The sequence below is a fragment of the Rhizobium sp. 10N414 genome (assembly GCF_056394785.1).
This window is the reverse complement of sequence record NZ_JBFTIN010000001.1, coordinates 36,856-56,646: the sequence shown is the minus strand read 5'-3', so window position 1 is coordinate 56,646 and position 19,791 is coordinate 36,856. Positions and strand designations below refer to the sequence as shown.

At 59.9% G+C, this 19,791-nt stretch carries 16 protein-coding genes and 1 tRNA gene; 8 read left to right on the top strand and 9 right to left on the bottom strand.

What is annotated here, in order from left to right:
• The first annotated feature begins 83 nt into the window (after positions 1 to 83).
• Positions 84 to 3,749: a Ti-type conjugative transfer relaxase TraA gene (gene traA / locus AC1DE4_RS00285; RefSeq protein WP_477879396.1), complete on the top strand. Its 3,666-nt coding sequence runs from the start codon at positions 84 to 86 to the stop codon at positions 3,747 to 3,749.
• Between the two features lie 12 nt (positions 3,750 to 3,761).
• Entirely contained in the window at positions 3,762 to 4,490 is a 729-nt protein-coding gene (locus AC1DE4_RS00280) for a DUF6118 family protein (protein ID WP_477879394.1), read from the top strand.
• Between the two features lie 550 nt (positions 4,491 to 5,040).
• Here the strand turns inward: AC1DE4_RS00280 and AC1DE4_RS00275 are convergent.
• Positions 5,041 to 5,802: a helix-turn-helix domain-containing protein gene (locus tag AC1DE4_RS00275; protein ID WP_477879393.1), complete on the bottom strand. Its 762-nt coding sequence runs from the start codon at positions 5,800 to 5,802 to the stop codon at positions 5,041 to 5,043.
• 139 nt (positions 5,803 to 5,941) lie between these two features.
• Here AC1DE4_RS00275 and AC1DE4_RS00270 point away from each other — a divergent pair.
• A tRNA-OTHER gene (locus AC1DE4_RS00270) sits at positions 5,942 to 6,059 on the top strand.
• Positions 6,060 to 6,380: 321 nt separating this feature from the next.
• Positions 6,381 to 7,505, top strand: coding sequence for a helix-turn-helix transcriptional regulator (locus AC1DE4_RS00265; RefSeq protein WP_025660332.1), 1,125 nt, complete (start codon positions 6,381 to 6,383; stop codon positions 7,503 to 7,505).
• A gap of 6 nt (positions 7,506 to 7,511) precedes the next feature.
• Here the strand turns inward: AC1DE4_RS00265 and AC1DE4_RS00260 are convergent, their stop codons facing one another.
• Positions 7,512 to 8,645 (bottom strand): pyridoxal phosphate-dependent aminotransferase, encoded by a 1,134-nt coding sequence (locus AC1DE4_RS00260; protein WP_025660331.1) that lies wholly within the window; start codon positions 8,643 to 8,645, stop codon positions 7,512 to 7,514.
• A gap of 908 nt (positions 8,646 to 9,553) precedes the next feature.
• On the opposite strand from AC1DE4_RS00260, the gene AC1DE4_RS00255 reads away from it, so the two are divergent.
• Positions 9,554 to 9,721, top strand: a complete 168-nt coding sequence (locus AC1DE4_RS00255; protein WP_198021155.1) for a hypothetical protein — start codon at positions 9,554 to 9,556, stop codon at positions 9,719 to 9,721.
• Between the two features lie 470 nt (positions 9,722 to 10,191).
• Here AC1DE4_RS00255 and AC1DE4_RS00250 read toward each other — a convergent pair whose 3' ends face one another.
• Together AC1DE4_RS00250 and AC1DE4_RS00245 are read right to left on the bottom strand one after the other, a co-directional pair.
• On the bottom strand, positions 10,192 to 10,842 hold the full coding sequence (locus AC1DE4_RS00250; RefSeq protein WP_025660330.1) for a glutathione S-transferase family protein: 651 nt from the start codon (positions 10,840 to 10,842) through the stop codon (positions 10,192 to 10,194).
• Between the two features lie 204 nt (positions 10,843 to 11,046).
• A complete protein-coding gene (locus AC1DE4_RS00245) occupies positions 11,047 to 11,280 on the bottom strand; it encodes a hypothetical protein (RefSeq protein ID WP_025660329.1) in 234 nt (77 codons plus the stop codon).
• A gap of 242 nt (positions 11,281 to 11,522) precedes the next feature.
• Here AC1DE4_RS00245 and AC1DE4_RS00240 point away from each other — a divergent pair, with 242 nt between their 5' ends.
• Positions 11,523 to 11,927 carry a heme-copper oxidase family protein gene (locus AC1DE4_RS00240; RefSeq protein ID WP_018117009.1) on the top strand — a complete coding sequence of 135 codons (405 nt, stop codon included), beginning with the start codon at positions 11,523 to 11,525 and terminating at the stop codon, positions 11,925 to 11,927.
• 111 nt (positions 11,928 to 12,038) lie between these two features.
• Here AC1DE4_RS00240 and AC1DE4_RS00235 read toward each other — a convergent pair whose 3' ends face one another.
• The gene (locus AC1DE4_RS00235) at positions 12,039 to 12,245 is read right to left on the bottom strand and encodes a hypothetical protein (RefSeq protein WP_018117010.1); all 207 of its coding nucleotides are present in this window, start codon (positions 12,243 to 12,245) and stop codon (positions 12,039 to 12,041) included.
• 236 nt (positions 12,246 to 12,481) lie between these two features.
• Here AC1DE4_RS00235 and AC1DE4_RS00230 point away from each other — a divergent pair, with 236 nt between their 5' ends.
• Positions 12,482 to 12,910, top strand: a complete 429-nt coding sequence (locus tag AC1DE4_RS00230) for an OsmC family protein (protein WP_025660328.1) — start codon at positions 12,482 to 12,484, stop codon at positions 12,908 to 12,910.
• Positions 12,911 to 13,059: 149 nt separating this feature from the next.
• Positions 13,060 to 13,956, top strand: coding sequence for a DMT family transporter (locus AC1DE4_RS00225; RefSeq protein ID WP_477879388.1), 897 nt, complete (start codon positions 13,060 to 13,062; stop codon positions 13,954 to 13,956).
• 7 nt (positions 13,957 to 13,963) lie between these two features.
• On the opposite strand, the gene AC1DE4_RS00220 is transcribed toward AC1DE4_RS00225, so the two are convergent.
• The 4 genes from AC1DE4_RS00220 to AC1DE4_RS00205 all read right to left on the bottom strand — a co-directional run bounded on the left by AC1DE4_RS00220 (position 13,964) and on the right by AC1DE4_RS00205 (position 19,789).
• Positions 13,964 to 14,983 (bottom strand): polysaccharide pyruvyl transferase family protein, encoded by a 1,020-nt coding sequence (locus tag AC1DE4_RS00220; RefSeq protein WP_025660326.1) that lies wholly within the window; start codon positions 14,981 to 14,983, stop codon positions 13,964 to 13,966.
• 42 nt (positions 14,984 to 15,025) lie between these two features.
• Positions 15,026 to 16,516 (bottom strand): lipopolysaccharide biosynthesis protein, encoded by a 1,491-nt coding sequence (locus AC1DE4_RS00215; RefSeq protein ID WP_477879386.1) that lies wholly within the window; start codon positions 16,514 to 16,516, stop codon positions 15,026 to 15,028.
• 67 nt (positions 16,517 to 16,583) lie between these two features.
• The gene (locus tag AC1DE4_RS00210) at positions 16,584 to 17,501 is read right to left on the bottom strand and encodes a glycosyltransferase family 2 protein (RefSeq protein WP_025660324.1); all 918 of its coding nucleotides are present in this window, start codon (positions 17,499 to 17,501) and stop codon (positions 16,584 to 16,586) included.
• Between the two features lie 665 nt (positions 17,502 to 18,166).
• Positions 18,167 to 19,789, bottom strand: a complete 1,623-nt coding sequence (locus tag AC1DE4_RS00205; RefSeq protein ID WP_025660323.1) for a VOC family protein — start codon at positions 19,787 to 19,789, stop codon at positions 18,167 to 18,169.
• Between the last annotated feature and the right edge of the window lie 2 nt (positions 19,790 to 19,791).

Genomic DNA, 19,791 nt, shown 5'->3' with positions numbered 1-19,791 from the left:
GGCGATGAGGGTACAAGGGCGCACTTACGGGTTGCTTCACAACCCACGGCGCAGATGCCGGATCTGGATGGGAAATAGATCGAATGGCGATCTATCATTTGAGCATGAAACCTGTGGCACGCAGCGGTGGTCGCAGCGCCGTGGCTGCTGCCGCCTACCGATCCGCGACAAGGATTGAAAATCAGCGTGACGGGCTCGTTCATGATTTCCGCGCCAAGCAGGGTGTTGAGCACACGGAGATCGTCATTCCGGAGGGTGTGGCTGCCGAATGGGCGAGGGACCGTTCGGTATTGTGGAACGCGGCGGAGTTCGCCGAGACACGCAAAGACGCGCGTGTTGCCCGCGAATTTGAGATTGCACTTCCGCATGAGCTGTCTTCGACCCAGCGTGTCGATCTGGCGCGGGAGTTCGCGCAAGGGCTCGCCAATCGCTATGGCACCGCAGTGGATTTCGCGGTGCATCAGCCGCATGTTGATGGTGACGTCCGCAACTACCATGCGCATGTACTGATGACTACGCGACTGGTTGGGTCAGAGGGGCTTGAAAGCAAGACGCATATCGAGCGGGCCAACAAGGAACTTTTACCGAAGGGGCTGCCAACCTCGCAAATGCAGCTACGCGATATCCGCCAATCTTTCGAGCAGACGGCGAACGAGCATCTGGCGCGAGCCGGTCTGGACGTCAGGATTGATCATCATAGCCATTTAGAACGCGGGCTTGAGATCGAGCCGACTGAACACATGGGCGTGCATGCAACGCAGATGGAGCGGCAGGGCAAGCCGGTCAATCGGCGGCGGCTGGATGAGGAGCCTGCCGGGCGTAACGCCGAGCTCATCCGGGAAAAGCCGGAGCAGGTGCTTTCGCTCATCAGCAATGAGAAGAGCGTGTTCGACCGGCGCGATATCGCCCGGACGCTGCATCGCTACGTCAACGACGATATTCGGGAGTTCCAGAGCGCTTTTGCCAAGGTCATGGCCTCGCCCTCGCTGGTGGTATTGCAGCCTGAGCGGATCGATGCAGCCACCGGCGAGACTGAGGTGGCGCGGTATTCGACCCGTGAAATGGTCGAGATTGAAAGCGGGTTGGCCGATCGCGCGGAGGTCATGAAGAATGCACGGAGCCATGGCGTCGATCGTCGTCACGTCGATCGGTCGATAGAGAAGCAGGATGCGGCGATACGTGCAAGCGTCTCCAGAGACACTGCCGGAAAGGTGAAGCGCGGCGAGCAGGACGGATTGGAGCGGGAACGGCAGATTGCGGCGGCGCGGCTGTCCCACGAGCAGCGGGCGGCGATCGAGCATATCACCGGGGCAGGGCGGATTGCGGCGGTCGTCGGTTTCGCCGGAGTTGGCAAGTCCACCATGCTTGCGGCCGCGCGCGAGGCGTGGGAGGCCCAGGGCTACACCGTCCACGGCGCGGCACTGTCGGGGAAGGCGGCCGAGGGCCTGGAGGAAGCATCCGGCATCCAGAGCCGGACGCTGGCGTCGTGGGAATACCGCTGGCAGTCACAGGGTGACGGCAACGTCAGCCGCGACCAACCCGGCCGTAGCGACGTCTTTGTGATCGACGAGGCGGGGATGATCGGGAGCCGGCAGCTTGCTCGCTTCATCAAGGCGGTGGACGAGCGCGGGGCGAAGATCGTACTTGTTGGCGATCATGAGCAGCTGCAGGCGATCGGAGCCGGTGCACCGTTCCGGGCCATTGCCGAGCAGATCGGTCACGCCGAACTCTCCGAAATCCGTCGTCAGCGTGTCGATTGGCAGCGGGAGGCGTCGGTGGCCTTTGCGACGCACCGGACGACCGAGGGGCTTTCCGCCTACCGCGACCATGGCGACATTCGGCTGAGTGAGACGCGGGACGAGGCACGAGCCGAAATGGTGAGCGATTACCTGGCCGATCGCGAAGCGCGACCGGCGGGAACGCGTGTGGCGATGGCGCATCGGCGGGCCGATGTTCGGGCTATCAATGACGCGATCAGATCTGCTCTGTGGGAGCGTGGCGAGTTGGCAAACAGCTGCGGGCTGACTCAGGGCGAACAGGGCAACGTGCCTGACGAAGGGCATGGGCCCTTCGGACGCGAGCTGACGTTCCAGACCAATGACGGCAAACGATCGTTCGCGCCGGGTGACCGCATAGTGTTTCTTGAGAACAGCCGTGATCTTGGTGTCAAGAACGGGATGCTTGGCACAGTCGACAGTGTTGAAGCCGGCCAGATCGTGGCAACACTCGACGGGACTGGCGACAGAATCGGCGTGGCGACGGACGAATACCGAGCATTCGACCATGGCTATGCAACGACGATTCACAAGAACCAGGGTGCGACTGTGGACCGTGCCTATGTAATGGCGTCGGGGTCGATGGACCGGCACCTGACCTATGTCGCCATGACCCGCCATCGCGACAGTGTACGGCTCTATGCCGACAGGCAAGAGTTTGGCGCTCGCAACGCCGGCCGGCTGGTCGAGCACGGCCACGCTCCGTATCAACACGATGCCAAGAACCGGGCCAGCTATTTCGTGACAGTGGAAAACGACAAAGGCCAGAAACACACGGTTTGGGGCGTGGACCTTGAGCGGGCGATGGCCGAAGCTCAAGCTGAACTCGGCACGAACATCGGCCTTGAACATCGCGGATCGGATACGGTGCGGCTTCCGCATGGTATGCTCGTTGAGCGGAACGCGTGGAAGATTCATAGCGCCGATGAGCTGACCTACGCCCAACTGGAACACCGCCTCAGCCGGTCGGGGGTGAAGGAAACGACCCTTGACTACACGCGCGACTTTGCCGAGCGGCGAGGGATCGCGGAGCAATTGGGGGCCCGGAGTGAGATCGAAATTCGGGGCGAGTGTGCCGAGCTACGTCCGGAGTGGGAGTCGAAGGCCGAGGATCACAGGTTTCTGCGCGGATCCGCATACAAAGTTGGCACGGATATTAAACGAGAAGAATCTGCAAGAAATCTGGTGCGCGATCACAAGAATCATGACGTGGCCAGGGAAGGTCTGCAGAAAGCCCCAACTCAGAAGCGCAGCATATTCGCCGGCCTCAAGCTCAGTGTAGGCCGAGGAGCAGCTTTAGAGCGCGGGACAGCCTCGAAAACGCAGCGGCCGGAAAGGGAAGAGGGCTTGCGCTCTTCTGGTCGCGATCAGGAAGCTTCGGCGGCGCATCGGCTGGCGGACCGGGCGCGGCCCTTGTCGGCCTTTGAACAGGCCGTTGACCATTATGCGCAGGCCTTTAGCGCGGCCGACAAGCAGATACGCGAGAACTTGCCCGTCCTTGAAACCCAGAAGCAGGAACTGCGCATCGCGGGCCAGCAGCTCGACCGGGCGCGGCCTGGATCGCACGAACTGATCCGGTCCGCCCTGCAACATGATCCGAAGACGGTTGAGGCGATAACGGAGCTTTCCGGCCGCGCGCGTGTCGGTGAGCTTGTCGGCGGTATGGATCGGGAGCGAGTGGCATTGGCCGATCCGAGCGTCCGGGCCGAACGGTTCGTGCAGCGCTGGCACGAACTGCAGGGCGAGCGCCGGCAACTTCAAGGTTGGCAGCATGATGAGGCCCGCCAGAAGGTCGAGGGCGAGATGCGCGGCATGGTGAAGGGCCTTGAGCGCGACGCGCAGGTAGAATCCGTCCTGCGCAATCGAAGCCAGGACCTTGGAATTCGCCATATGCGGCAGGATCAGACCATTGCCCGTGAGATGGAACGGCAGCTGTCCCAGAGCCGCAGCCGGGGCCTCGGGCTGGAACGATAGGAAGGAGACGGCATGACCGATCGACTGGAGGGCGCCAAGCCCGATGAACAAGACGAAGCCGGCGATCCGGCCCAGGCGTTCGATACGCTACGGCGGACGGTCGAAGATCTCGCTGGCGATCTCACGCGCGAAATGACGACGATTCGAAAGGGTGTGGAGGCTGCCTTCGAGAAATTCCAGCAGCCGATCGATTACGGTCCTGATCTTGGTCGCATCGTCCAGCAGCTCGCCGTTGTCGGGCAGCATCTAGAAGCGGTCGAAAAGACGCCGGCGCTAAGGAATGATCCCGATCACTATGCGCGTGCGCTCGAGAACGCCGCGGAGCGGGTTTCGGGCAATGCGGCGCGGATGATCGAAGCGCGAGGACAGAGCCTCGAGCGCGTGTCGAGCGCGCTTGGGGGCTACGTCAGGAGTGCCCGCCTGCGCCGGGATCAAAATTGGTGGGTATGTAGTGCGGGTGTCGCCGGCCTGGTCGCCGGCATGCTATTGACGCTGTTCCTGCCGCGCGCGCTTCCCGGATCGGTCGATATGGCCGTTGCGTCGACAGTGATGAACGCTGATCGTTGGAACGCCGGCATCTCTTTAACGCAGTCGGCGAACGCCAGAGGATGGCGCAGCATTGTCGATGCGAGCAACCTTGTGAGCGCCAACCGGGAAGTGCTAACCGCGTGTACGGAGATGGCTGCCAAGGCAAAGAAAGATCAGCGTTGCACGATCACGGTGGCCGTGCCGGAAAAATAGAGCACGCGAACAAGTTTCCGTTCGGCGCGTCTAAGCTCGGCGCCTGAACCAGTCTACTTGAAGGCCGCCACCGCCGCGTAGGCGGCTCCAGATCATATCCGCCGTTGTTGCCTATCCAGGCGGTTAGAAGGTTATGCGATAAACTCTTTAAAACGTGCCCTTAGAATTTGGTCCCGTTTCCGAATGCTGTAGGCGTCGTTTCTGGTACGGGCCATCAGCTCATATTCGGCGTGACCTCTTGCATTCGCACAGAAAGGGCATCGGACGGAGGTTCATTCGAAAGGCTACCGTGTCGAGTTTGGATTGCAACTGAACGCCGATCAGCAGCAGGCGGTCCGTCAAAGCCGGCCCGGTCGTGCCACAGGAGATAGGTCAATGAGACTGACCCAAAGGCAACGTATTGGCCAAAAAGGCAAAATAGTATGGCAATCGACAGCTGACCGCCATCTAGGAGCCGGGGAAAGCCCGTGCCCTTGCGGTATGGCTGGTGATAAAGTGGCATAGGGTGGTCTTCCCGGCCCAGCAGACCTTCTTTGATGTCGCCAGCTATTCATGACGCCCTCCGAACGTTGTTATCTCGAGGGTCTTCATTTGCGATGCGGCCTCGACGGCGGCCGAAGAAGGCTATCCAATTGAGAGTGTCGGGGCTTGCATCATCCGGCGGCCAATAGCCGGGCAACGCGTAGCCTGCTTTCCCGTTTCTCACCGTCCGGACACCCAAGGCTTCAAGCGATGGGATACCGTGATGACGTAGCCAAATGCGCCATTGTTGAACCTGAACCGCCTTTGTTTCTGCAACGAAAACGAGCGGGATGGCTCGCCGCGTCTCGACGCGCGGCGGGGCGTCCTCGCGCGGGTTAGGTTTATTTATTTTTTCTTTCTCTGGGTTTGGCGGACATATCTGTCCCCCTTTGCCGGACACATCTGACCGCCTTGCTGGACCAATCTGACCGCCTTTGCCAGAGCAAAGGGTGACAATCTTGTCCGTCTTTTCGCGGGCCTCCGATGCGCGTAAAATCGACGCCGCTGAGGGACGATATTCCGTGTTGTGCCCGATGCCATTTCCGCGCTGGACCTCGAACCATCCTTTAGTCTCAAGTTCACGGACGGCGCGCTGAATGGTTTTGACGCTCCGGCCGGTCGCGTCGGCAATCGTTTGATAGGACGGCCACGCCTTTTCGGTGTGGCCGTTTAAATGCGTGGTGACGACGTAGAGCGCCACGGACCGCGCATTGTCGCTCACGTCCTTGTCGCAGCTCAAATGCTGAAGCCATTGCAGCTTCACATCTCGAAACGGCAGCACCCCACTCATCCGCGCCTCCCGACATATGGCAAGCGCGCGGTGCATAACTGGCGACGCTCGGACCTACTCCTCGGTCGCTTACCGCACCGACCTGTCACCAATGAATCCCCAGAAGGTTGTGCAGGAGGGTTTGACAGGGTTGCCATAAGTAGTTGATTTGGGGGAGACGGTTTGACCTCATTTTTAAAGTAAGCCATCGAAGTTGCGACAATAAATGCGGATTGAAAATCCGCGTGTCGCTGGTTCGATTCCGGCTCTGGGCACCATTTCACCACCCATTTAGTCGTGTTTATCTAGCCAAGTTTCCAGAAGCCTGGCTTGGCTGGATGCCACTATCTCTTAATGACCGCTTTCGGCCCCAAGCGGACTATCCGTTCAATTTGCATTGCTGGCAGGTTTGCGCGATTCCGGGAGCCGCTCCACTGACAACGCACCCCCTGGTCAATCCCAACCGCTTGAGGCTGCATCGTGTAGTTGCAACACGGACGGAGGTAAATTAGTATCCTCTGACATTGAGGCGAGGGGTGAAGCCGGCCATTCGCTGGTGCCAGGTTATCTCAGGGCGATTTCGGTTGGGGGACCGAGCCATGGGGATGGAATTCGACGTTGCTAGCATAGAACGCGCGTTCGTCGAGGCGGCACTCGATCCAACGAAATGGAACGAGGCGATGAACGCCGTCACGATCGCCACTGGATGCACCGGTGCGGTTCTTTTTGATACCGGCAATCATCTGCCAGGACTGCCACACAGCGAAAGCATGGTTCGGTCGCTCGAGGCCTATGTCGAGGGTGGCTGGATTGATCGCGACGTCCGCTACGGGGTGCTTTCGACGCTGGTGCAGAGGGGTGTTGCGACGGATTTCGACATATTCACCCCCGATAGCATCTCGAGGCATCCCTACTACCAGGAATTCCTCGCACCGAACGGGCTGCAATGGTTCGCTGGGGTCAAGGTCGCGTCGAGCGACAGCCTCTGGTGTCTGGCCCTGCAACGCTCCCCAAGTCTCGGTCCGTTTACTCCGGCACAGCTGCACTCCCTGGTGAGCCTCTCAGGGCGTCTCGGCACGGCCTGCGCCATAACAAGGACGCTCGGCCTCGGGCGCATCGATGCTGCACTCGAGGCCTTCGACATGAGCATGACGGCGGCGATCATCTTTGATGGATGCGGCAATGTTCTAAGGTTGAATGCGGCAGCCGAGCGCATTGTCAACGAGCCTGCCAGGGATGAAACCTGTCCTACAATCACCGTGCGGGCAAAGCGCTTATACTCATACGACACCTCGGCTTCGAGGTTGTTCGAGATGGCCCTCGCACAGGTGATACTCCGAAAGGACACGACGTTCGCCGATCCGATCCGGTTGCCGCGACAGGATCGCGTTCCGATCCTCGCCTATGTGACTTCCCTAGCTTCGATCGCATTCAACCCGCTGGCTCCCGGGCAGGCCGTCGCAATCCTGATCGATCCGGATGAGCGGCGCTCGCCCACGCAAGCGTGCCTTCAGAAATGCTTCTCATTGACCCCAAGCGAATCCAAGCTGGCGCAGAAGCTGGCGATGGGACTTTCCCTCGACGACGTTTCCAGGGAATGTTGCATCTCCCACGAGACGGCCAGAAACCATCTCAAGGCCATCTTCGGCAAGACGAACACGCATAGGCAGTCGGAACTTGTCGCCGTCCTTTCGCAGTTCGGCCAAACTCGACCCGCGAATTGACGCGCGCTAGATTTTTGCGTGGCCGGAAACCCAATATTCTTTCCTCAAGGTCTCCGAAAATATCGAAAGAGCTACGTCAAAACCTTTAGCACGGGCGGCAAATCCGACGCGAAAGTGGTCCGGGCATCTAAAGCAGTCGCCTGGCACGACCAGGACGCCGGCATCGGCGAGCGCCATGCAGATCGGGCGGGCGTTTCTGCCGTCCATAACCCAGGGGAACGCGATTGTCCCGGCTTGAGGCTTAACCCACGACAGGATGCCTGGCTGGCTCTCCATGAAGCTCGCAAGCTTCGTAAAATTTGCGGACGCCACTGAGCGCAACCGCGCAAGAATAGCGTTGCGATTGGCAAGGGCGTGGGTTCCGATCCTCTCCAGGAGCGGCGCGCTGCCCATCGTGAAGTAGCTTCGTGCTTCGACGATGCGCTTCCGTCTCCGCCCATCGGGGTCGACAATCCATCCCAAACGCAGTCCAGGAAGGCTAAATGTCTTCGACATGTCACCGATGACAATCACATTTTCGATGCCTGTTGCCGACCGTTCGGCCGTCCCGAAATAGACAGGGTGATAGGCCTCATCCACAACCAGCGGAATCCCGCGGTCCCGGAGGCCGGCTGCGAGTTCGGAAATCTTGCCGCGTGACAGGATCGTTCCCGCCAGATTGTGTGGCGTATTGACCAACGTCAAAACGGTCTTGTGGTCCGAAGCCGCAAGGATTTGATCGGCGTCCTGCCGATAGCCGTTGTCCCGCGACAACTCGTATCGACGGGTTTGCAAACCCCATGCCTGCGCCATAACTTCGAAGGGAGTAAATGCGGGGTTCGGAATAAGGACATTGTGATCCGGCTGGGCCGATATACAAAGCAGGATCGCGATTGCCTCCGATGCACCGGACGTCACAACGACCCATTCCGGATCGACGTCGTAAAGCGCAGCGATCACCCCTCGGAGATCAGGGTCGCCGTCGGGAGGCGCGTCGCCCAGAACGACTTCCGAGACATTCACCGCCTCGTTTCCCAAAGCTAGCAGTTCCCTCAATGTCCAGGTCGGTCCCGCGCTCGAAGCCAGGTCGTAGAGTATAGGGGATCGCGAGGATCCGTATTTCGCCAACCATTGATCAAGCAGGTACGGTGCAAGCTGCATTTGCGACACGTCCTTCTGGTTCGAAATGACCCATCGTTGATAGGTTGAACCGTCATGGCATGAATGCCGGAAGTTGGGTGACGCCAAGCAGTATGCATCCGCGACTTCCGGGAATTTCCTGATTTTCCATATCAGTTGGGAAGGGTCTGCCCATGGCGGCATGCGTCAGGAATGATGGTCGTTGTTCTGTCAGTCGTTGCGATGGCGACCCACTTCCTCCCACCGACAGACGACAAAACGCCTCACCATTCGTCCACCGGCTGCGGCAGACCCCGTCCCCCCCTCTAACGGACCGGATTTTAGTGTTGAGACAATACAACCGCATGACCCGTTTGGGTCATGCGGTTAAGGAAAATCGCGGTGTGGATGCGGTACCTCCGGCTGCCACGAAGATCATTGGCTTCTCCACAGCCGTGACGCACCAGTCGTAAGGCCACCCGCAGGGAAACCTCTTTGGCACAGCGTGCAGCTAGGCTGGCCTACGAAGGCGAACGCAGGACGCTTGAGCGCCTCGTTCGCCCTCAATTGGCCCAGCCCCGGTCAGTAACCGCACGACAACGCGTTTGTCGGTCTGAAGCCATGTGCACAGGCGGGATTCACGGAATACCGCGGTTGATACTGAAAATCTCCGCGATTTGAACTTTGCGGAGTTGTTGTGCAGGCCGAAGCAAACGCGGCGAACCCTATCAGTATAAGCATCCGAAGTCTGCGCATCGGTTTCTCCCTGCAGCGGTTGAACTCGTGTAGAGAAACAATCTACCACCCCATCTGGCGCATGCGAACGAACACTTGACGGCGAAATTGTCTTTGTGTGGCGCCGGTGGAGCGGTACCTTGCACGGCGTGAATACGCCCCTTGACGCTGTCGCAAAATGAGAACAAAATAGGAACATTCCTATGGAGGTTCTCATGACCCATACTGAACAGGTTATCGCGAATGCCCTTGCTGCCGTCGCCGCAAGCCGGGCGGAGCGGGAGCGCGATGCCGAGCGCCGCAAACGCGTTTTCGGCCAGATCGATATCGGCCGCCCTCTGCCTGTAATCAAAGGCCAGCAACTCAGCCTTGACCTTCACTGATGACGACGTGATTGAGACGATCGCCACCGTGCTGAAGGACGTCCGGTGCCAATCGGTATCTTACGATGGCATTGCCTGGCCGGAACTCGTTTGCCGCCGGCCCAAATGAGTTGGTCCGCACCGGCTCCTGCCGCGAAATTCGACGACAGGGGTGCCTCCCGTGACTGCGGCCCAATCGGCGCCGTCGCCCATATTGACGGGACTCGTGATCTGCCTGCCCTCTGTGTAGAGTGTGTCGCGGCCAGGACCCATGTCGATATTGCCGTTGACTGCTCCTGGATCGCTGAAACCGAGATTGACATCTCACTCGTCGCCCAGGCCCGTCGTCGCTGACCCGGCCTGATAGAGAACGCTCACCGCCGATGGCTTGCTGGCCGCCAACTGACGCAGGTCATCAGCCTCCGCCTTTACCGTCGCCCGGCTCACGTGCTGAGGCGTGGTGGTAGGCACGGCCCAAAGTAGATCCTTTCTCAGTCAGCCGATGCTGCTGTGAAAACCGCCAACTGGGCGTCGAAGGCACGCTTGAAGGCCGGCCGCGCTTTGCCGCGGGCGACATAGGCGGAAAGGATCGGGTATGCGTCCAGCATGCCCAATCCTTCCAATCTGCGCAGTACCGTCACCATGAGGATGTCGGCGGCACTGAAGTTCCCGTCGAGCCAGTCGGCATCGCCAAGCCGATCGGAAAGTTCGCTCAGTCGCTTGCGAATGCGTTTGTCAATCATGGGCAGGCGTTGCTCGTACCAGGGCTGGTCGCCCTCCAGGAATCTGGCAACTTCTCTATCGACGATCGGCGGCTCTATCGTGTTCAGCGCGGCAAACATCCATTCGATCGCGCGTGCCCGACCATTTGTATCGTCAGGCAGGAGGCCCGCATGGCGCTCCGCGATATGCAGCACGATCGCCCCCGATTCGAACAAGGCGAGATCGCCCTCCTCATAGGTCGGAATCTGCCCGAAAGGTTGGACCGCGAGATGCGCGGGTTCCTTCATCGCTTTGAACGAAAGAAGACGAACGTCGTAAGGCTGGTTCACTTCTTCGAGCGCCCAGCGAACGCGCATGTCGCGCGCCAAACCCCTGCCACGATCGGGCGACCGTTCAAAGGCGGTAATGGTGATGGCCATTGTTGTTCTCCATAGCGTGTCTGTCTTGAAGACGACCGGCTAAACGAGATTCCGACACCCAATGTTCAAGATAGTCCTCGCGGTTGGTTCAAATAGGGGAAGGATTCTTGCTGGCGCGAGGGGGCAGCTTTCGACTTATGCTAGCCGTTTCTTCCGCACAGGCCGCAAACGCCCACATCGCGAAGGGCGCCTTGCCTGCTTCGACTAAGCCATCCTTCGCAGCACATCGAGCAGCGTCTGGGCGTCATCATTGGCGCCGATCCGCCGGAGGCCGTCGTCCGCAAGCGTAGCGATCGCCTCGAGCGCTTCGTGCTCGCTCCAGCCCGCATCGACCGATGCCGCGACGAGATCGCGGAAGGCGAACTGCAGCGCGTCCTGGCAGCGGATGTCCCGGTCGGGGTCATCAGTGGCGACGAAGGGTTTGTAAATGTCTCTCATCTCGCTCTCCACGAATGTGCCGACGAGGCAGAATAGTCGAAATGTGTTTAAGGAAATGCTTAAGAATTTGCCAATCTACAGGGGTGAAATGCCGATGCGATGGGCGGGGAGTGTTGCGGCGCGTAGCGGTCTCCCGCAACGGTAACAAAATGGTCCTCAGAAGGTTAAATCTCGGACGGCCGCCGTTCTCAATTCTATTGCGGAATGATAATACTGTCAGCGCAAACGGAGGGGGATACTCTATGCCACGCATATCGCAGCTATACTTCAGGACGGCAGTCATATTTCTGATTATCGGCATCCTCATGGGGCTGAACATGGCGATCTCGCAGGATCACAGCGTGATCGGCGCCCATGCGCACTGTAATCTCTTGGGTTGGGTGACGATGGCGATCTTTGGCGGCTACCACGCCCTCAATCCTCAGAAGGCCGAGAAGCGTCTCGCGATGATCCAGTATTACGTCTACACGGCAGGCATCGCGCTCATGGTGCCGGCGCTCTATCTCATGCTTCAGGGCAATACGGCCATGGAGCCGATCGTCGCTCTCGCGTCGGTCATCACCTTCGTCGGCGTGTTGCTGTTCGCTTTCATCATCTTCTCCAGCGAAAAGGTGGTACTCACACCGCCGGCGCCGTCATATCGCTGATCTGTCCAATGCAGCGTCTGGCAGGGTAGCCGCCCTGCCTGGCACTCCGCCCAGCGCATCTCGTCGCCGGACATCGATGTCGCTTTAATTGCGAGCCCGTTGCCTAGAGTTTCAATGGACGATCTGAATGCGGATCTGTTCCTTCGCCGCGTATTCGTGGCAATCGCCGGCAGCATCGCCGACGAAGATCACATCGCCATCGGAATCGAACAGGCCCCAGCAGGCTTCGTCGTCGAGGTAGACTTTTCTGACATAGCCGAAGGGTTCGGCATCGAGGACGACGCTGGGTGCATCAGGAACAGCCGCAAGTGTTCGCATGGATAACTCCATTGAGTCGTTTCTGTTTTAGTGCAAGCTTATATTGCACTTTGAAGCTGACCTGGGGCTATCCTTAGAAATCGGGATGGGAAACTGAGGTTGACGAGCGGACGGATTGGAGTCGACCGAATCACCCGAGTGGTCTGTTTCCGCCCCTTCGCCGGAGCTGAAGCGCATTGCCGCGGGCAATCAAAATCCTTATCTAGCACAGGCTGTCATCACCAAAGGATTTTCTCATGGCCGCCGATCTCAAGGCTCGTCCCCGTCCCGTTGGAGCAACCGCCGTTCTTGGTCGCACCGGCTTTCCACATGTCACCTCGGCCACCAAGGGTGAGCTCGATATCGTCACCGGCACCTCGCAACCTGGCTTCAATCCGCTCGACCTCCTCTATGCGTCGCTGTCAGCCTGCCTGGTCCTGAGCGCGCGCATTGCCGCAAGCCAGATGGGCATGCTCGACCGGATCACGGAGATCACGGCCGACGTTACTGGCGAGAAGGCAAGCGAAGGCCCGTCGCGTGTCCAGACATTCAACATCGCCTTCTCGATCAAGGGCGACCTCGATGAAGAGACGCGCCTGAAGATCGCCCATGCGGCGGAAGAAATCTGCACGGTCAGCAACACAATTCGCGGGGCGCCTGAATTCTCGACCGTCATTTCCGGCTGATAGGCTCGGTGCTGCAAATTCGCATCGGCGGGCAATAAGATTGCGCTTTTGCCTGCCCCTGTCGCTCCTCGGCTATCACGACACCATCGCTTCTGATAGGTCCGTTGCTCGCCGCCGGTCGTCGGGCGGTCAGAACGCATCGAGAGCTAATGTCGCAGGCCGCTTCCACCGTCGCAGAAACCCCCGCATCCAACCGTTTTCCCCTCGCCGCCCTGATCCTCGGCGGCGCGGCGATCGGCGGCTCGCCGATCTTCGTGCGGCTGTCGGAAGTCGGGCCGATGGCGACGGCCTTCTGGCGCGTCGCCCTGGCGCTGATCCCGATCTTCATATTCTCGCTTGCGAAGGGCAAGGATGCCGGCTCGAAGCCTGAAAAGCTATCCGACTATGCCCTGCTGGTCGTGCCGGGTGTCCTGCTCGCCATGGATCTCGCGGCCTGGCACCTCTCCATCACCATGACGTCGGTGGCCAATGCGACGCTGCTTGCCAATCTGGCTCCCGTCTTTGTCACGGTGATCGGGCTTCTGTTTTTCGGCGCAGTCGTTACCCGTGTCTTCGTTCTCGGGCTGGTATTGGCGCTTTCTGGCGTGGTTGTCCTGAAGGGCGGTCCTGCGGCGCTTGGCAATGGCGACCTCAGCGGCGATGGCGTCGCGGTCATCGCAGCCGTCTTCTATGCCGGCTACATCCTGGCAATCGGCAAGCTGCGCAGCCGGTTCGATACGGTCCGCATCATGCTCTGGAGCACGGCGTCGGCTGCTGTCTGCATCTTCCCGATCGGCTTCTTCTACGAAGGCCACATGCTACCGCCGACGGCCTATGGCTGGGCGATCATCTTCGGTCTTGCCTTCGTCAGCCACGCGGGCGGGCAGGTGGCGATTGCCTATGCGCTCGCCTATCTGCCGGCCGCCTTCTCCTCACTGACGCTGCTGCTGCAGCCGGTCGTGGCGGCAATCCTCGCCTGGGTTCTGCTCAGCGAACCGATCGGCCCGATGCAGGCGATCGGCGGGGCAGTGGTGCTCGCCGGGATTCTGGTTGCCCGGCGAGGCTGATCTCAAATCAGGCGGCGGCCGCACGGGCGACGCGACGCGCATCGAGGATGGCGAGCGCCTCGTCGACCGTTGAGGCAAGCTCCGCCTTGTCGCTGTTGCAGGTGCCCCAGGCCTCGATGAAGCTGCTCGTCTTGCCGTAGCTGTTGTCGAGAACGCAGTGATCGGCGCCCAAGAGCACGCACATGATATGCCCGTGCATGCGATCGGTGATGACCTGGCGCGCCGAGCTCAGCAGGGCGACGCCACGGTCGAAACGCTGCTGCGCCCGTTCGCGATAGGCAAGCTCCGTCATCCGCGCGCGGCCGCCGATACGGCCGGTCAGAAGGCCCTTCAGGATCGCGGCGTGCTTCGTCTGGCGCTGGAAATCGGCAGGCTCGTCGGGCCAGTCCGATTTCACGGTACCCGGACGCAAGGTTGCTGCCGTCAGGTCCTGTGCGGTGCCGACTTCCTGGTCCTCACGCAGATTGAGCAGCAGCTCGTGCTGCGGCGTCGGTCGAGTGACCGGACCGATGCAGAAGGCCATGTCCGGGCAAAGCCGCGTTTCGCACTGGAACCAGCGCTGGGCAAATTCCAGGCTTCGCTGGTCGCGAACGAGAAGCGTGAACTGACCGTGGCGCTCGATCGCACGCGCGGTGCTGTCGACATTTGCCTGCTCCTTGAAATGGATCGTCTGCGGCATCTGGACGATCGGGCGGCCCTTGTGCTTGTCGAGCAGGCCTTCGCGGAACTGGCGGTAGCCGGCCCAGATGTCACCGAAATTGCCGCCGCCGTGCAGGAAAATGCGACCGCTGCTGATCGCGCCGAGCATCCGGTCTTCATCATAGGTCGGGATCTCGGTCACGTAGGTCGGGCGCGTACGTTTCTTGTCGAAATAGGCAAGCTCGCCGAGCCAGATGGCGCTGTCGCCAATATTGTAGTGGTTCGGGAAGTCGAGAAGCGCAAAACGCTCGGACGGATCAAAGAGGTCGGAAAGGCAATTGGCGATCACGCCCTGCAGGCGGTTGATGATCGTAATATTGGATTCCATGAAATGCTCCTTGTTTACGGACACTCGGGTCCATGCAAGCGGCTAGGCTTCGGCCTGTTTGCGGAATGGGTTGAGGGACATGGCAAGCGCGATGTAAGGGCGGATGACCGAGCGGCCGAAGATCGGCAGGAACGCCAGGTAAATCAGTCCGCCCAGGCCGATGCTAAGGCCAAGCGCGAGCCAGCGGTTTTGAATGTGCTCTACGATGACCGGATGCGCGAACCACACGCAGACGGCCATCAGTGTCGCGCCGCAGAAGGGCAGGGCGACGGCCTTCAGCGTGCTTTTGGCGTCGATATGCGCGTATCGCTGAAGCACATATTGCTGATAGGGCATCGTCAGCCAGGCACGCAGCGTATAGCCCGCAGCAACGGCGACAACGCCGTAGGGGACGAGCAGCCAGGTGAGGATCAGCGTCGTCACGAGCTGCAGGGCGGCGACGGACAGGATCGATTCCGCCCGGTTGACGGCCGAGAGCGCCGACGAGGCAAAGAAGTTCGTGACGAAGGGAACCGCCATCAGCACGAGGACGGTGGCGATATCGCCGGCATTGCCCCACTTGTTGCCGAAGAGCAGCGCGATCATGTCGTTCGACAGGGCGCCGAAGCCGAGCAGCAGCGGGATGGTTCCGAGCGCGGCTGCACCGACGATCTTGTTGTAGGCGTTGCGGAAGGCCGTGTGGTCGTTCTGCAGGCGCGACAGCGTGACGAGCGATACGCTGCCGATCGGGGCCAGCACCGCTTGGCCGATCAGCTCGATCAGCCGCCAGGCAATGCGATAGCGGCCGACTTCGACCGGGCCGAACCAGCGCGAAATGAAGATATCCTGCACGCGGGCGAGCAGCATCCACATCAGCTGGGTCACGACAAGGCTGATGCTGAAGAGGAAAACGGACCGGAACATCGGCACATTGAAGCGAAACTTCGGCATCCAGGGATAGTAGAACCAGCCGAGGAGCACGGTCACGGCGGCGTTGACCGCGGTCTGCGCAACGAGCGCACAGACGCCCCAGCCGAGAAAGGCGCAGACGACTGCGGTAATGCCTGAGAGCAGGCTGGCGGCGATTGCCTGCCCGGCGAGGCTCTTGTGGCCGAATTCACGGGCAAGGCGCGCATTGTGGATGACGGCCAGCGACGAAATCGGAAGCAGTGGTGCCAGCCAGCGCAGAATGCCTGAAACCGATGGATCGCGCACCAGATCGCCGTAGTAGGGCGCGAAGAAGAACACCAGCGAGGCAACGATGGCGCTGAAGGCGATCGTCGCCCAGAAGGCGGTATCGGCAAGCTCCTCGTCGAGATCAAGCTGGCGCGTGACCGCATCGCCGAGGCCTGCATAGGCAAGCACGCGGCCGATTTCCACGAAGAGGCTCGCAAGCGCGAAGGTACCGAAATCGCCGGGCCCGAGAATGCGTGCGAGGATGACGAAGATCACGAAGGTCGCGATTGTGCTCCAGGCCACGCGAATGACCGACCAGAGGACGGAAAGTGCGGTTTTCTTCTTAAGCTCGGCGTGCGCAATTGCCGTATCGGCCATGCATTGTCCAATCGAATTTGGCTCGCGAAGAGTCGCGCGGTGATTCTGTTGGCGGCGAAGCGAAACCTCAGGCGGGCTGCTTTGCCTTCGGCGCTCGCCAGTAAGCGAGCATGCCGGTCAGGTTGTCACGAAGCTGGCTGCGGTAGGTCAGGCCAAGTTCCTCGTTGAGTTTTCGGCGCCCGATGGCCTCCATGAGCGCCTGGCGGATTTCCCAGCGCAGCATGCCGCGCATGTTCGAGCGGCGATCGAAGAGATATTTGGCGTACAGCGCTCCGTTGCCGAAGGCGTAGCCGGTCTGGAGACGTTTGATATCCGCGAGTTCACGCCGTCCATGGAAGTGTTTGACGGCAAAATCCGGCAGATATTCGACACGCACGCCGGCATTGAAGGCGCGGTGCACGTAGTCGGTGTCCTCACCGGAGCGGAAAGGGGAGCCCGCCCCGAAGCGAGTATCGAAAAAGCCGATCTTCTCGACCAGCCCATGGGGAAACGCCATGTTCGCGCCATGAATGAAGCCGCCGGCATGCAGCTCGCTGCTCAATACCGCAGGTTCCATCTCGGGCTTGATCGTGACCGGCAGGTCGCGTGTGTCGCCGAGCTCGATCCGCCCGCCGCGCATGACCATCTCGGTATCCGAGCTGAAAAGCGCTGCGAGCGTGCTGAAATAGTCGGGGAAAATCTCACAGTCGTCGTCGGTAAAGGCGAGGACACGGCCTCTCGCGGCGTTGAGGCCCGTGTTGCGGGCGATGGCGAGGCCGGGTTTCGCTTCATAGATCAAGTTGGTCTTGATCGGCGCGGTCGACGCCCATTGGCGGACGACGTCCGACGTCTCGTCCGTGGAGCCATTGTCCACGAAGACCAGTTCAAGTCTCAGATAGTCTGCCTGGCGGGCGGCAATAGAAACGGCATCCAGGCAGTTCGTTAGTCCATAGGCCCGATTTCTCGACGAGATGATCAGGCTGATGTCCACGGGCCGAGGAGGCATGCAAATTCCCCTTCTGCGATCGATGTCGAGGCGAGGATAGGGCTGGGACCCCGCTTCGGCAAGGAGCATTTTGCGCTGCAGCAAAATAGAACAGTTGGAGCAGTTCGCAGACGAATGTGGTAATTTCTTGCCTTCTGTATCGCTTAAGACAATCTAAATATAGATTTAAAAGATAAATGCTGAATTCTGGGGACAATGTAAGTGGAAATAATTCGTAGAAATTCATAATTCTAGTTTCAAAAATATATAGTATGATCAAATTGAGAAAAGATATGTAAAGATGTCGACGTATATTGTATAAAAAAATACAGCAGCGTCGAAATATATTTACACCGTATAAGTGTTGCAAACAGTCATGGCATTGCTTTCAATTTCTGGAAAAGAGACGGGCACGTCTTCATGAATAACAAATAACCGAGGGCCTTTGCGCAGTGGCGTTCATTGTTGACGTTTAGCACGAAGCAGAAAGGTACAACCGTCGGGAACAGCAGACCTTTGTTCGCTATCGTCAAGCGCGAGTTTGTGAAGGCTTGTTTGTCTTTGCTTTGAAACGTTGCTTCCGAACGCCGCAAAAGGACGGAATTGCAGGCGTGTCCGCGCGCGTCGGTGCATGAATGCAGGGGAACGCAGGGCCGGTGCCGCCCCTGCGAAAAAGCCCTTCCGAGCTAGTTGATCTGCTGTGCCAGCCATTTCTGGATGATCGAAACATCAGCGTCGCCGAGATCGTGTCCGCCGGCGATGACATCAGAGTCGACGGTCGCTCCCGATTGTTTCAGCCGGGTTTCGAGGTCGCTGGCATATTTGCCGTAAGCATCCGTCTTGCCGCTGATGACCAAGAGATCCGTGCCTTTGAGATCGGCGTGCGGATAATCCTTCAGGACCGGCATGGAGCGCAACAGCACAGCCTTGTGCACCAAATTCGGATGCAGATAGAGGAGCGAGTTGAGCAGGTTCGCGCCGTTGGAATAGCCGACATAGACGATCTTCTTCGGATCCAGGCCGTAGGACGATACGGCTCCCTCGATGAAGGCGGCAAAGGCCTCGGCTTCGTTCTTGATATCGTCCTGGTCGAAGGAGAACGGCGTGATGCGCTTGTACCAGCGCGGAATGCCTTCCTCCGTCGCCCGTCCGCGCACGCCAAGCAGCGTGGCACGCGGGGCAGCCTCGTGCAGCAGGGGCATCAACGTCGTTTCGTTGCCGCCTGAGCCGTGCAACAGCACGAAGACGCTGCCGTCAGGATCCGGCGGCGTATAAAAGCGGTGCACGAAGGGCAGGTCGCGGTAGTTGATGCGGGGCTCGCCGGGCATCGAAAATTGCGGCAGTACGACCTTCAGATCCTTGAGATCGGTGATTGGGTCCTTGGGAACGAAAAGCTTGGTGCCGAGCGTGGCCCGCGGCTCGTCCACCATCATGCCGGGCTTGTCTGTCGCCAATTCGATCAGTGTGCCGCCTGGCTCGCGGGCATAGAGCGATTCGAAATACTTGCGATCGTGCAGGTTCGTCGCCGACGCGCCGCTTTCCTTCAGGGCATCGTGCACCTTGTGAAGTTGCTTCTCGTCTACGGCGCGGAAGGCGACGTGATCGGCCGTCCCGGTACCGGGCGCGCCGGACCAGAATCCCTGGGCATTCCTGATGTCGACAATATCGCCCGATTCCGAGACAAGCCGGTCGATATTGCCGCGCGTTTCCTGGAAGCGGTAGCCGAAATGACGCTCCGCGAAGTCACGGCTTTCGGCCGGTTTCTCGGTGAGCATGGTGACGCCGCGTACCCGCTGAATGGCGTGTTCGACCGGAACGCCCGCGCCGTCCCAGGTAGCGGGCGACTTCAGATCACGGGCGCCGGCGAGCTTGACGATGATATTGTCGGGGTCCTTCAGCCGCAGCACAGGTTCGCCAAACTCATCGGCCGGGCCTTCAGAGCGAAGTCCGAAACTCATGCAGCGGGTGAGCCAATAGCCGATGCTCGATGGATCGATCGCAAGCGACAGCTCACCGATCTGGCTGTGGCCGACGCGGCCGGGTGAACCGTCTTCCCATACAAGGAAGGTCACCAACGAGCCGGGGCTGCCAACGCCGTCCCCGTAGAAGAGATGAAGCTGCGTGGCGTCTTCGAATCCGGCGGTCTGCTTGACCAGCCGCATGCCGAGAAAACCCGCGTAGAAATCCACGTTTGCCTGCACCTTTCGGGTCAGGAGGGTCACGTGATGGATGCCAGATACCATTGAATACAGTCCGGATGGATTGGGAGGCGTCGCCATCGCCAGCATTAGTGCAAGTATAAACGTCATGC